This is a genomic window from Pandoraea sp. PE-S2T-3, assembly GCF_002179965.1.
In the GTDB taxonomy this organism is placed as follows: domain Bacteria; phylum Pseudomonadota; class Gammaproteobacteria; order Burkholderiales; family Burkholderiaceae; genus Pandoraea.
This window is the reverse complement of sequence record NZ_NGUQ01000018.1, coordinates 627,349-639,766: the sequence shown is the minus strand read 5'-3', so window position 1 is coordinate 639,766 and position 12,418 is coordinate 627,349. Positions and strand designations below refer to the sequence as shown.

General features: G+C 63.0%; 13 protein-coding genes. 9 read left to right on the top strand and 4 right to left on the bottom strand.

Annotated features, from left to right (window positions below; all coding sequences use genetic code 11):
- Positions 1-20 precede the first annotated feature (20 nt).
- Complete coding sequence (locus CDV46_RS18335; protein WP_058377060.1) at positions 21-545, bottom strand: TlpA disulfide reductase family protein; 525 nt, start codon at positions 543-545, stop codon at positions 21-23.
- A gap of 72 nt (positions 546-617) precedes the next feature.
- Positions 618-1,223 (bottom strand): thioredoxin, encoded by a 606-nt coding sequence (locus tag CDV46_RS18330; protein ID WP_254916107.1) that lies wholly within the window; start codon positions 1,221-1,223, stop codon positions 618-620.
- Positions 1,224-1,347: 124 nt separating this feature from the next.
- Here CDV46_RS18330 and CDV46_RS18325 point away from each other — a divergent pair, with 124 nt between their 5' ends.
- Complete coding sequence (locus tag CDV46_RS18325) at positions 1,348-1,842, top strand: hypothetical protein (RefSeq protein WP_249277632.1); 495 nt, start codon at positions 1,348-1,350, stop codon at positions 1,840-1,842.
- 16 nt (positions 1,843-1,858) lie between these two features.
- Here CDV46_RS18325 and CDV46_RS18320 read toward each other — a convergent pair whose 3' ends face one another.
- Both CDV46_RS18320 and CDV46_RS18315 read right to left on the bottom strand, forming a co-directional pair.
- Complete coding sequence (locus tag CDV46_RS18320; protein ID WP_087724078.1) at positions 1,859-3,382, bottom strand: YifB family Mg chelatase-like AAA ATPase; 1,524 nt, start codon at positions 3,380-3,382, stop codon at positions 1,859-1,861.
- A 281-nt stretch (positions 3,383-3,663) separates the two neighbouring features.
- Positions 3,664-3,912, bottom strand: coding sequence for an accessory factor UbiK family protein (locus tag CDV46_RS18315; RefSeq protein WP_140413415.1), 249 nt, complete (start codon positions 3,910-3,912; stop codon positions 3,664-3,666).
- A gap of 384 nt (positions 3,913-4,296) precedes the next feature.
- Here CDV46_RS18315 and CDV46_RS18310 point away from each other — a divergent pair, with 384 nt between their 5' ends.
- From CDV46_RS18310 to CDV46_RS18275, 8 genes are all read left to right on the top strand, one after another.
- Positions 4,297-5,139 carry a TorF family putative porin gene (locus CDV46_RS18310; protein ID WP_058377086.1) on the top strand — a complete coding sequence of 281 codons (843 nt, stop codon included), beginning with the start codon at positions 4,297-4,299 and terminating at the stop codon, positions 5,137-5,139.
- Positions 5,140-5,152: 13 nt separating this feature from the next.
- Entirely contained in the window at positions 5,153-5,491 is a 339-nt protein-coding gene (locus CDV46_RS18305; protein WP_010804740.1) for a P-II family nitrogen regulator, read from the top strand.
- Positions 5,492-5,556: 65 nt separating this feature from the next.
- Complete coding sequence (amt, locus tag CDV46_RS18300; RefSeq protein WP_087724076.1) at positions 5,557-7,062, top strand: ammonium transporter; 1,506 nt, start codon at positions 5,557-5,559, stop codon at positions 7,060-7,062.
- A 278-nt stretch (positions 7,063-7,340) separates the two neighbouring features.
- Complete coding sequence (gene gshA / locus CDV46_RS18295) at positions 7,341-8,630, top strand: glutamate--cysteine ligase (RefSeq protein WP_087689950.1); 1,290 nt, start codon at positions 7,341-7,343, stop codon at positions 8,628-8,630.
- A gap of 496 nt (positions 8,631-9,126) precedes the next feature.
- Positions 9,127-10,485 (top strand): helix-turn-helix transcriptional regulator, encoded by a 1,359-nt coding sequence (locus CDV46_RS27175; RefSeq protein WP_176399107.1) that lies wholly within the window; start codon positions 9,127-9,129, stop codon positions 10,483-10,485.
- Positions 10,486-10,544: 59 nt separating this feature from the next.
- Positions 10,545-11,483 carry a glutathione synthase gene (gene gshB / locus CDV46_RS18285; protein ID WP_087724071.1) on the top strand — a complete coding sequence of 313 codons (939 nt, stop codon included), beginning with the start codon at positions 10,545-10,547 and terminating at the stop codon, positions 11,481-11,483.
- A 180-nt stretch (positions 11,484-11,663) separates the two neighbouring features.
- Positions 11,664-12,077: a PTS sugar transporter subunit IIA gene (locus tag CDV46_RS18280; protein WP_058377091.1), complete on the top strand. Its 414-nt coding sequence runs from the start codon at positions 11,664-11,666 to the stop codon at positions 12,075-12,077.
- A gap of 3 nt (positions 12,078-12,080) precedes the next feature.
- Positions 12,081-12,350 carry an HPr family phosphocarrier protein gene (locus CDV46_RS18275; protein ID WP_058377092.1) on the top strand — a complete coding sequence of 90 codons (270 nt, stop codon included), beginning with the start codon at positions 12,081-12,083 and terminating at the stop codon, positions 12,348-12,350.
- Positions 12,351-12,418: the final 68 nt, after the last annotated feature.

Below are 12,418 nucleotides of genomic sequence, written 5' to 3'. Positions count from 1 at the left end.
TGATGCGTTCGTGTGAAGCGTCAGGCTTGTTTGCCGAGTGCTTTCTCGATCAGCTTGTCGAGTTCGGCGTATTCCGGTTCGCCGACATATTGCTTGAGCACGTGGCCATCGCGATCGACCACGAAGGTCGTCGGCGTGAGTTGCACGTTGCCGTATTGCTTGGCCACGCTGCCGTCGGAATCCATCGCCACCTTGAACGGCAGTTGACGCGACTGTGCGTAATTCATGACATACATCGGCGGGTCATAGCTCATCGCGACGGCGACGAATTCCAGCCCTTGGCCTTTGTACTTCTCGTACGTCTGCACCATCGTCGGCATTTCCTTCATGCACGTCACGCAGCTCGTCGCCCAGAAGTTCACGAGATAGACCTTGCCCTTGAGTTGCTCGGGGCTCAGCTTCTGACCCGACAGCAACGTGAAGGTCGCTTGCGGCGCTCGCTTCTGACCAGCGAACGTGAAGTACGCAGCAACGGCCACAACCACGATGACCGCGACGGCGAGAATCTTGCCCAGAGGGGACTTGCGAGAGGTCGATGCGCTCATGAAACAGCCAAAGTTGGTTTCGCGGGCGGGGTCGCTTGGCCCCGTTCAGTGACGACGATTCTACTCTGAATCTCAGCGCATCGTGGTGCCGCTGGCGGCGTGCAAACGCGCGCGGGCATTGGCGATGGCGTCGTCCAGATAGGCGCCGTAGAAGTCCGGCAGACCTGCACCGATCAACGGATCGGCAATCGCGCGTCCGTTCGTATCGAGGAACAAAACCGTCGGCGAAACCTTGACACCGTGGGCACGTGCCCACGCGATACCGGTCGTTGTGGTGCCGTCGAAATCACGCACCGGGGCGGCGCTGTCCATGCCGATTTCGCGTACCTCGTACTTGCCGCTGCGCATCAGCGGGGCGAGTTCGCGCTGGCGAATCGGTCCGCAATAAACACAGTCGCGAAGCGAGACGAGCACGATCAACGGGACGTCGAGCGCCACCGCGCGCCGCGCATGTGCAGCGAAGTCGGTGGCGGCGGGGAGGGTGGCAGCGGTTGTCGCGGCTTTCGAGGGCGTGGTGCCGGTTGCACTGGCGAGCACGGGGCTGACGCCGAGCGTTGTTGCCACGATCAGCGCGGCACTTCCCACCCCGCGGCGGAAGATCCGTGCAGGCGAAGAAGATGCTGTCGCGAGGGGGGCAGAACCGTGTTTCATGGCGCCGATGATACCGGGTTCCGGCATCGCGCGTTTCTCGTGTCGCAACCGTGGCGCGGGATGACGGATAATGGCCGACTTCCTTCACCGATTTCCGCCTTTCGCTATGAACCGCGTTGTCCGTGTTTTCGTCGCTCTCGGTACTTTGGCAATGCTTGTCGCCTGCACGCCTCGCTACGATTGGCGCGAAGTGCATGACAAGGACGGCGCCTACGCCGTGACGTATCCCGCCAAGCCGACGCAGGATGCCCGCGAAGTGAAGTTCGCCTCCGGCGCGCTGCCGATGCATATGCAGGCGGCACGCGTGGACGCCGCCTTGTTTGCCGTCGGTGTCGTGACCCTGCCAAGCGAGGATGCGACGCTGCGCCAGACCGTACTCACCGAACTGCAACACGGGTTGCTCGCCAATGTGAGCGATACCGCTGCCACACCCACGCAGGTGATGGTGCGTCAGGCCGGCGATGCGCCGTCGGTGCCGGGGCTGGCCGTCGCTGCGCAAGGCTTGGCCAGCGACAAGACCGAGCGCTATGTCGCTGCGCGTTTCGTCGGACGCGGCAACCACGTTTATCAGGTGGTCGTGCTGGCGACAAAAGCCCCTGCCAAAGATCAGGTCGATCAGTTCCTCGATTCGTTTACGTTGGAGTGATGCGGCGTCGGCAGACTCATGCCGCTGTCGCCTCTCGATACTGCACGGCCTCGGCGATGTGCCTGACGTCGATCGCATCGCACCCGGCAAGATCCGCGACGGTGCGTGCGACGCGCAACACCCGGTGATAGGTTCGCGCCGACCAGTGATGTTGCTCGACGGCGCGATGCAGCACCGCGCGCGCATCGGCGCATAACGTGCAATGTGTCTCCAGCGCCCGGCCAGACAGTTGGCAGTTCAATTGACCCTGCCGCTCGTGTTGACGCTCACGCGCTTCGCGCACGCGCAACGCCACGACGGCACTGCGCTCGCCATGCGACGGCCCGGCGAGCGTTTCTGCACTCAACGCCGGGACACCGACATGCAAATCGATGCGGTCCAGCAACGGGCCGGATAAACGGTTGCGATAACGCGCAATCGCATCACTCGAACAACGGCACGCACGCGATGGATGCCCGAGATCGCCGCACGGACACGGATTCATCGCGGCGATCAACTGGAACGACGCCGGGAATGCCGCGCGCGCAGTGGCTCGTGAGATCGTCACGTGCCCGAGTTCGAGTGGCTCACGTAACACCTCAAGCACACGTCGCTGAAACTCCGGTAGTTCGTCAAGGAACAGGACGCCTCGGTGAGCGAGACTGATTTCGCCCGGACGTGGATTGCTTCCTCCTCCCACAAGGGCTGCTGCGGATGCCGTGTGGTGGGGGGCTCGAAATGGACGCACGCCCCAACTACGTTTGATATCGAATCCAGTCGCGCCAAGGCTTGCGAGCGTCGCGACTTCCACGGCCTCGGCAGTACTCAGTGGCGGCAATAAGGTACTGAGTCGCATCGCCAGCATCGATTTTCCCGTACCCGGTGGCCCGTGCAGCAGCACGTGATGCCCACCCGCCGCCGCCACTTCGAGCGCGCGCCTCGCGTGGTCCTGCCCTTTGATGTCGCTCATGTCGGGCGGATCTTCGTCGCTTTCCGCACGTTCCATCGCCTGCACCCGCGCCTGCGTAAGCCGCACCGCCATTTCCCCCTCGGCCAAATGCGCGCACACATCGAGCAACGTGCGCGCGCCGTACACGGTCGCGGTTTCCACGAGTGCTGCCTCTTGCGCATTGGCCAATGGCAGAACAAGAGCCCGGTCCCCGGGCGATGCGGCGACGGCGCTGGCCATCGCCAGTCCGCCGCGAATGGGCCGCAGTTCACCCGTAAGCGACAACTCCCCCGCGAACTCGTGTGTGCGCAGCCCCGCTTCAGGCAACTGTCCGCTCGCCGCGAGAATGCCGAGGGCAATCGGCAAGTCGAAACAGCCCGACGCCTTCGGTAAATCCGCCGGGGCGAGATTGATGGTGATGCGGCGAGCGGGAAATTCGAAGCGGCTGTTCTGAAGTGCGCAGCGCACGCGCTCACGGCTTTCCTTCACCTCGGTATCGGGCAACCCGACCAGCGACAGGCCCGGCAACCCGTTCGCCAGATGCACCTCGACCGTGACGGGGTGCGCCGCCATGCCGGTAAGCGCGCGACTGCTGACAACTGCCAATGACATGACATCCCCCTTGCGCAATGGATCGTTGTCGATAGTCACCGACCGCAACGGTGCATCGCAATGACTTATCGCGTCAAAAGCGCGTCGATGGGGATATTTCGGAATGCAAGCTGGGGATTTACGGCGAGTGCCGCCTGCCGCTCGGAGACGTCTGAGGGCAGAAGCAGAATAGAAGCGCAATAGACGCGGAACCGGAGACTATTCCGCGATGAAGATGGCTTGGGCGGCCTGCCCATCGCCAGAAATCACAAGGGGCGCCTTAGCGCCCCCATCTGAATTCGTTAGTCCTGCGCTTCGTTGCGCAGACTCTCAAGCGCCGCGACGCGCTTTTCCAGTGCTTCGAGCTTCTCGCGCGTACGGGCCAGCACCTGCGCCTGCACGTCGAACTCCTCGCGCGTCACCAGATCGAGGCGCGTGAACCCCTGGTTCAGCAGGCTTTTGACGTTGCGCTCGATATCCTTGGCGGGCGATTGCTTGAGCATTTCGCTCACCTTGGCTTGCATGTCTTGCAGGATCTCGTTCGGTTTCATAAGCCTTCCTCTCATCATTTCCCCGCACCAACGTGGTGCTTGCACCGACAGTGTGCTTCGCGCCAGTCGTCCGGCCGTCTCGCCGTTGCAACGTGGTGCACGGGCACAGGGCCGTCAACGTTGGCGCAACTCTATCACCGTTTTCTGCGTCCAGCCAGCGCCCAGGCCCGCCCAGCCGACCCCTGCCCGGGATGGGGCGGGGCTGCCGCCCGTCTCAGGCCACCTAACGTTCCCCGCAATTTTGCCAATTTTTTATCCCGGAATCCGTATCTTGCGCGACGCAGCGTACCTAAACGCAGGAGCTGGCACGGGAGTTGCTCTACCTGTTCCCGGAACCTGCCGCACGCTGTACCAAGACGAATGATTTCAACTTAGGGGAAAGTGATGAATAAAGTGTCGACTGCGATGGCTGGCTGTGTGTTCTTTGGTGCAATGGCATTGACGGCTGGCGCTTACGCGCAGGCCGCCGCCGATGGCAGCGCACCCGCGGCAGCGCCGGCTGCCGCACCGGCCGCGGCGGATGCGGCTGCTGAACCGCTGACGGTGACCGCGAACATCGGTCTGTTCTCGGACTACCGGTTCCGCGGCATTTCGCAAACGGGCAAGCGTCCGGCAGTTCAGGGCGGCTTTGACCTCGCACACGAATCCGGGCTGTACGCCGGTGTGTGGGCGTCAAACATCAGCTGGATCTCGGATGGCAACTCGGCGGTCAGCGCACCGATCGAGATGGACTTCTACGGCGGCTGGAAGAAAGAAATCATTCCTGACTGGACCATCGATGTCGGTGGCCTCCAGTACTACTACCCGGGCACGTACCCGTCCGGCACCTTCTACCCGCGTCCGCACACGTTCGAGCTGTACGCGGCAGTGGGCTGGAAAACCATCACGCTGAAGTATTCACATGCCCTCACGCGCCTGTTCGGCCTTGTGGGCCCCAACGGCGAGGACACCTCGGGGAGCGGCTACCTCGACCTGACGGGTACCTATGACACCGGCTTCTGGGGCATCTCGGCCGTCGGTCACGTGGGCCATCAGTGGGTGCACAACTTCAGCGCGGCAAGCTATACCGACTGGAAGATCGGCCTGTCGAAAGACCTCGGCAAGAACTTCTCCGTGTCGGTCGCCTACGTCGACACCAACGCCAAAGAGCAGTACTACACCGCCGCAAACTCGGGCAAAGTGCTTTCCAAGGCTACTGTCGTCGTAAGCGTGTCGAAGACATTCTAAGGAGCGACTCATCATGAAGCTGATTACCGCAATTGTGAAACCCTTCAAGCTCGACGAAGTGCGTGAAGCACTCTCGAACATTGGCGTGGCGGGTATCACGGTCACCGAAGTCAAAGGCTTCGGCCGCCAAAAAGGCCACACCGAGCTGTACCGTGGTGCAGAGTACGTCGTCGATTTTCTTCCGAAGGTGAAGATCGAGGCGGTAATCGGCGATGCCCTGCTCGATCAGGCCATCGATGCTATCGAACAGGCTGCCCGAACCGGCAAGATCGGTGACGGCAAGATCTTCGTGTCCAACGTCGAACACGTGGTCCGCATCCGTACGGGAGAGACCGGCGAAGACGCGCTGTAAGGTCCTACAAAAGAGACAACAATCATGAAAAACTGCTTGCCAAACTCTTGCTCGCCGGCGCCTTTATGGGTGTCGTCGGTGCCGCCGGCCTCGGTTCGTCCGTCGCCCTCGCCCAAGACGCTTCGGCACCTGCCGCCGCGTCGCAAACCGCCACACCCGCTGCTGCACCTGCTGCGGCGGCAACCCCCGCTACCCCTGCCGCCGCACCTGCGCCGGCAGCGGCGGCGGCTCCCGCGCCTGCCGCTGAGCCGACACCCGTGCCCCCGAACAAGGGCGACACGGCGTGGCTGCTGACCTGCACGGCGTTCGTGATTCTCATGACGCTGCCCGGTCTGGGCCTGTTTTACGGCGGTCTGGTCCGCTCGAAGAACATGCTGTCGGTGCTGATGCAGTGTTTCATCATCTTTTCGCTGGTCGTCGTGCTCTGGTCGATTTACGGCTACAGCATTGCGTTCACCGAGGGCGGGCCATTCTTCGGCGGCTTTGACCGGCTGTTCCTGAAGGGCATGACGCCGGATTCGGTGGCCGCGACCTTCACCAAGGGCGTGAACGTGCCTGAGTACGCCTACATGGCGTTCCAGGCAGCGTTTGCGGCCATTACCTGTGCGCTGATCGTCGGTGCCTTCGCCGAACGCGCCAAGTTCTCGGCCGTGCTGCTCTTCACGGTGATCTGGTTCACGTTCTCGTACCTGCCGATGGCCCACATGGTGTGGTTCTGGCCGGGCCCGGACGCCTTCACCGATCAGGCTGCCGCTGACGCTGCAACGGCGCACGCAGGCTGGCTGTTCCAGAAGGGGGCGCTCGACTACGCAGGCGGCACGGTGGTGCACATCAACGCCGCTATCGCGGGACTGGTCGGCTCGTACATGGTCGGCAAGCGCGTGGGCTTCGGCAAGGAAGCGTTCAAGCCGCACTCGCTCACCATGACGATGATCGGTGCGTCGCTGCTGTGGTTCGGCTGGTTCGGCTTCAACGCCGGTTCGGGTCTGGAAGCCAACGGTGGCGCGGCGCTGGCCTTCGTGAACACGCTGCTGGCAACCGCCGCCGCCACGCTGTCGTGGACGGCCGGTGAGTGGATTGGCAAGGGCAAGCCGTCGATGCTCGGTGGTGCTTCGGGGGCGGTGGCCGGTCTGGTGGCGGTGACGCCGGCAGCAGGTTTCGTCGGCCCGATGGGCTCGATCGTGCTCGGCCTGATCGCCGGTTTCGTCTGCCTCTGGGGTGTGAACGGTCTGAAGCGTTTGCTCAAGGCCGACGACGCGCTCGACGTGTTCGGCGTGCACGGCGTGGGCGGTATGCTCGGCGCGATTTTGACGGGCGTGTTTGCGGCGCCGTCGCTGGGCGGTACGGGCATCTATGACTACGTGGCCAACAAGGTGGCCCCGGATTACTCGATCGCCGGTCAGGTCTGGATTCAGTTCCAGGGCGTGCTGACCACGCTGGTGTGGTCGGGCGTGGTGGCGTTCATCGCCTTCAAGATTGCCGACATCGTGCTGGGCCTGCGGGTGCCGGAAGACGAAGAACGCGAGGGTCTGGACATCACCTCGCATGGCGAATCCGCCTATCACAACTGATAGACGAGCAAGAGAGGAGTTACTGGCGCCGGTCGGACAGCCGGCCCGGTATTGTGCGGGCACCCCTCGGGTGCCCGTTTTTTTATGCGCCGCCGATTGCCCGGTCGATTGCCGCGCTGCCGGCGCTTGCGTTTCTCGAATCTGCCCCCATCTTTTCTCATCGCGGCATCGCACCGCTATCCCCTCAAAGCGCGGTGCCCCTTCACGGGGCATGGCGAACGGCGGGAATGCCAGGCGTTTGCTCTACAATCGATATTCCATCTGGATATGAGAGAAGCATGGTTCCGCATCTCGTCACGGCCCTGAAAGGCCCCCTGCTCGACCTGGAAAAGAAGATTCTCGATGCGACGCCCGCCATCGAGCGCTGGTTCCGGCTGGAGTGGCAGGAGCACACGCCGCCGTTCTACTGTTCGGTCGACTTGCGCAATGCCGGTTTCAAGCTCGCGCCCGTCGACACGAATCTCTTCCCCGGCGGCTTCAACAATCTGGCCCCTGAAGTGCTGCCGCTCGCGGTGCAGGCTGCCATGGCCGCCATCGAGAAGATTTGTCCCGATGCCAAGAACCTGCTGCTGATCCCCGAGCGTCACACGCGCAACTCGTTCTACCTTCAGAACATCGCCCGGTTGTCGACGATCATGCGTCACGCGGGGCTGCACGTGCGTCTCGGCAGCCTCTCGGACGACATTACCGAGCCGACCACGATCGAACTGCCCGACGGCCAGCATGTCGTGATCGAGCCGCTGGAGCGCTCGCAGCGCCGGCTGGGCCTCAAGAATTTCGATCCCTGTTCGATTCTGCTCAACAACGACCTGTCGGCCGGCATTCCGCCGATTCTCGAAGGGTTGCACGAGCAATATCTGCTGCCGCCGCTGCACGCAGGCTGGGCCGTGCGCCGCAAGAGCCAGCATTTCTCGGCGTACGACGATGTCGTCAAGAAGTTCGCCAAGATGATCGACGTCGATCAGTGGATGCTCAATCCGTACTTCGCCAAGTGCGAAGGCATCGACTTCGATGAGCGCGTGGGCGAGGAGAAGCTTGCCGACACGGTCGACGCGGTGCTCAAGAAGATCAACAAGAAGTATCGCGAGTACGGCATCACCGAGAAGCCGTTTGTCGTGATCAAGGCCGATGCCGGGACGTATGGCATGGGCGTGATGATGGTGCACGACGCCGCCGAGATCAAAAACCTGAACCGGCGCGAACGCACCAAGATGAGTGTGGTCAAGGACGGCCTCGAAGTGCATGACGTGATCGTGCAAGAGGGCGTCTACACGTTCGAGCGCATCAATGAGGCGGTGGCCGAGCCGGTGGTCTACATGATCGACCGCTATGTGGTCGGTGGCTTCTACCGGGTGCACACGGGCCGTGGCACCGACGAGAACCTGAACGCACCGGGTATGCACTTCGTGCCGCTGGCGTTCGAACACACGGCGTTGCCGGACGTTCACGCCAAGCCGGGCGCTGCGCCGCCGAACCGCTTCTATATGTATGGCGTGGTGGCGCGTCTCGCGTTGCTGGCGTCGTCGATCGAACTCGAACGGACGGACCCGGACCCGGAAACGTACTGATCGGTGTGGCGATGTCGCCATGCGTGCCGCCCGTCTGACCTCTGTGGGTATCAGACGCGCGGACGGTTCGAATGAGAAGTTTCTGAATTTGAGGCGCTCTGCCGGTGCAATGTCTGCATACGGCGGAGGCGTCTTGCGCTTCCTGCAACGGGAAGCGGAAATAAAAAGACGCCCGGCTGGCCCCCCGACTAGCCGGGCGTCACATTTACCGGCTGCCTCATGCAGCGGCCGGAAATCGGGGCTTCCCTGGGCGGGCCCCCCCGCAAACCTGTCTCTCCTCGCGTATTCCCCTGTCTCTTGCTTTTTCCCCTTCGTCCCGCTTGTGGTCGATCCGGTGTACCGTGCCGCCGATCGGCTGTTCGAAGGGGCTTTCGCGTCGAGCAATGGCGTGATGATGCGGGCGATCGACGCAGCAAACATCCCCCGAATGGGGGATGTATCTCTGAATTCAGACAGATTAAGAATTTTCCTTGGAATGCTTCAGCGTGGGAGTTGCATGGGAATACAGGGGGATTTGCGCGCGTGTCTTCGGCAACTCCATCAGTTGCCGGTGTCCACGCTGGATTACCTGCCGATATGGCTGGAGACGCTACGCACGCTGCTCTCGGCGGATGCCGTGGCGGCCCTGTGGCATGACGGCGATACCCGGCGATCAATGGCCGGGAATTGGTTCGCGCCGCAATCGTCGGTGTCCGCTTGCGAACGGTTTGCCGCCAGCGGTGGGGTGGCGGCGTCGGGTGACGACGGGTGGTTTCCGATGTCGCCCGGCGGGCTGATTCGCGGCCATGCGCGTCGGGTCCGCTCGTCGCGTCGCACGCTGGACGCCGCCGGAGAATGCTCGCCGACGCTCACCCGCTCTCCGGAATTCGACGCGTGTCTGGGCGATGGCGACGTATTGGATATTTGTCTGATGCCCGTGCTCAGGTATCGGGCCGGCCAGATGGACGGTGTGGACGCGGTGGATGCGGTGGATGTGGCTCACCCGGCTGACTTTGCGCAACGCATGGGCCCGCTGCGCATTCTGGTTTCCCGCGACAAGACGCATCGGCGCTTTAGTGCGTATGAAGTGCAGATGTTCGAGCATGCCGCTGCGGAATTTGCGATAGCGCCGACGCGTCCCGTTTTGCCGTGGCCCGAGGCCGGGAAGGCCGTTTTCCCGGTGTCTGCATTCGGCCGGGACGCCGGTGATGATCCCGTCGACCCGCTCTGCCGCGATATCTGCGGCACGCTTGTCTGGCATCACGGACAGCCGGAATGGGCCGATTCCGCCGCGCTAGGCCTGATGCAGCGCGTGTGGCGAGGCGCTTCCGGCGACGTCTGGCCCGACGCCTGTCTTGTCGTACGGGAGTGCCACGCGCTGGCCGCCGAGTTGACCTCGCTGCCGGAAGCGGCTGCACCTGCCATGTCTCCCGAGTTAATCGTGCCTCCCGTGCCTACCGTGTTTCCCGCGTCCCCTGCGCGCCACGCGAGCCGGCGGGTTGCCTTGCCGGGTGGCACGTTGCATCTTCAGGCGACCCGTCTGCGCGGCATGAACGGACGCCCCACGGAGCGGGTACGCATCGCGTTGCACCTTGCCGTGCCTCCGGCGATACGGCTGCTGCATCGCCTTTGGGCCACGCCGCTGACGCCCGTGCAGCGTGAAATCGCCATGCGGCTGCTTTCCGGTCAGTCGCGGGCGCAGGCGCGCGAGGCTTGCGGCATCGGCGTACAGACGCTTAAAACGCACCTGTCGGCGATGCGCGCCCGGCTGGACCCGGTGCGCGACGCCACCTTGTTACGGGGGCTGGGCGGCCCGGGGTGTGGCGTTTCAAACGCATCGGTGCGCAGCGGCAAAACGGCGGCTCGGCTAGAATAGACGCCTGTCGCCGCAGCATGCGGTGTGTGCATCCGAACCTCCAAGACCCCCGCCGATCGATGCAGATTCTCTTTATCGCCGACCCGCTCGACCACTTCAAAATCTACAAGGACACCACGTTCTCGATGATGCGCGAAGCCGCGCGTCGCGGGCATCGCATTTTCGCGTGCGAGCCGCACGAAATGGCGTGGCAAGACGACAGCGTGGACGCACGCGTGCAGGAGATTCGCCTGACCGGTGATGCTGAACGCTGGTACGAAACCATCGATACGCGCGTGGCCGCGCTCACGGCGTTCGACGCCGTGATCATGCGCAAGGACCCGCCGTTCGACATGGAGTACATCAACTCCACGTGGCTGCTCGAAATTGCAGAGCGCGCCGGTGCCCGCGTGTTCAACAAACCCAGCGCGATTCGCGACCACTCGGAGAAGCTCGCGATTGCCGAGTTTGGCGAGTTCGTCACGCCGACGCTGGTCACACGCGATGCCGCACGGCTGCGTGCCTTTCACGCGGAACATGGCGACGCGATCTACAAGCCGCTCGACGGCATGGGTGGCACGGGCGTGTTCCGTATTGGCCCGGATGGCCGCAATCTTGGCGCTGTCATCGAGATGCTGGGTGAGAACGGTGCCCGCTCGGTGATGGCGCAGCGTTTCATCCCTGACATCAAGCTCGGTGACAAACGCATTCTGGTGATTGGCGGCAAAGTGGTGCCGCACTCGCTGGCGCGCATTCCGCAAGGCAATGAAGTCCGCGGCAACCTGGCCGCAGGCGGTCTGGGCGAAGCGCGCGATCTTTCCGCACGTGACCGTCAGATTGCAGAAACGCTGGCGCCGACACTCTGGCAACGTGGCCTGCTGCTCGTGGGTCTCGACGTGATCGGGGATTACCTCACGGAAGTGAACGTCACCAGTCCGACGTGCTTCCAGGAAATCACGGACCAGACGGGATTCGACGTGCCGAAGATGTTCATCGACGCGCTGGAACTCGCGATCTAAGGCCAGCAAGGGTCTGCGGCCGGTGCGCACGGCTTTGTGACACGTCGGTACAGACCCTAACGTGATGAAAACACGGGGATTTTGCGCGCCTGCTAAAATGAGAGTCCCAAAATCGACAGGCCTGCGTTCGTCGTTGTGTTCGTACCCCGGACATCCACGGCGCTCGGCGCGCCTAGCATCATGGCTGGAATTCTGATCATTGCCCACGCACCGCTCGCGACAGCCCTTCGCGAGTGTGTTTCACATATTTACGGCGGCTGTCCGGCGCGCATCGGTGCGATTGACGTTGCGCCCGACCAGGACACGGCGGCGCTGCTCGGCGTCGCCCGCGAACGGCTCGCACAACTGCACGAAGAAAACGGCGTGCTGGTGCTCACCGACCTGTTTGGCGCCACGCCGTCGAACATCGCGGCGCAGTTGGTCGGGCCGAAGGTGCGGGTGCTCGCGGGGGTCAACCTGTCGATGCTCATCAAGTCGGTCTGCTACCGCTCGGTGCCGCTCGACACGCTGGCTGAAAAGGTGCTTGCAGGCGGATCTAAAGGTATTCTGGAAGTCGGCGCAGGTGCGCCGGCCATACACTCTACGTCACACTGAAACATGCTTCGACAAGAAACGACGATCGTAAATAAATTGGGCTTGCATGCCCGGGCATCCGCAAAGCTGACGCAACTGGCGGCGAAATTTCAGAGTGAGGTCTGGCTGACCCGGAACGGTCGGCGAATCAACGCGAAGAGCATCATGGGCGTCATGATGCTGGCGGCCGGCATTGGCTCGAAAGTGGAAGTCGAGACCGAAGGTACGGACGAACAACAAGCCATGGACGAGATCCTGGCCCTCATCGCGGGCAAGTTCGGCGAAGGGGAGTAAGCGCGTTGTTATGGCCAGTGGCGAGTCCGGCGGCGCTTTGCAGGCGCGTCGCCAACGGGGCAGCCCAA

Coding starts and splice junctions, on each gene's coding strand:
- CDV46_RS18275 (WP_058377092.1), top strand. CDS start 12,081: ATGCTTCGACAAGAAACGACGATCGTAAATAAATTGGGCTTGCATGCC.
- amt (WP_087724076.1), top strand. CDS start 5,557: ATGGGTGTCGTCGGTGCCGCCGGCCTCGGTTCGTCCGTCGCCCTCGCC.
- CDV46_RS18315 (WP_140413415.1), bottom strand. CDS start 3,912: ATGAAACCGAACGAGATCCTGCAAGACATGCAAGCCAAGGTGAGCGAA.
- CDV46_RS18325 (WP_249277632.1), top strand. CDS start 1,348: ATGCTTGTCGCCTGCACGCCTCGCTACGATTGGCGCGAAGTGCATGAC.
- gshB (WP_087724071.1), top strand. CDS start 10,545: ATGCAGATTCTCTTTATCGCCGACCCGCTCGACCACTTCAAAATCTAC.
- CDV46_RS18320 (WP_087724078.1), bottom strand. CDS start 3,382: ATGTCATTGGCAGTTGTCAGCAGTCGCGCGCTTACCGGCATGGCGGCG.
- gshA (WP_087689950.1), top strand. CDS start 7,341: ATGGTTCCGCATCTCGTCACGGCCCTGAAAGGCCCCCTGCTCGACCTG.
- CDV46_RS18280 (WP_058377091.1), top strand. CDS start 11,664: ATGGCTGGAATTCTGATCATTGCCCACGCACCGCTCGCGACAGCCCTT.
- CDV46_RS18310 (WP_058377086.1), top strand. CDS start 4,297: ATGAATAAAGTGTCGACTGCGATGGCTGGCTGTGTGTTCTTTGGTGCA.
- CDV46_RS27175 (WP_176399107.1), top strand. CDS start 9,127: ATGGGAATACAGGGGGATTTGCGCGCGTGTCTTCGGCAACTCCATCAG.
- CDV46_RS18330 (WP_254916107.1), bottom strand. CDS start 1,223: ATGCCGGAACCCGGTATCATCGGCGCCATGAAACACGGTTCTGCCCCC.
- CDV46_RS18335 (WP_058377060.1), bottom strand. CDS start 545: ATGAGCGCATCGACCTCTCGCAAGTCCCCTCTGGGCAAGATTCTCGCC.
- CDV46_RS18305 (WP_010804740.1), top strand. CDS start 5,153: ATGAAGCTGATTACCGCAATTGTGAAACCCTTCAAGCTCGACGAAGTG.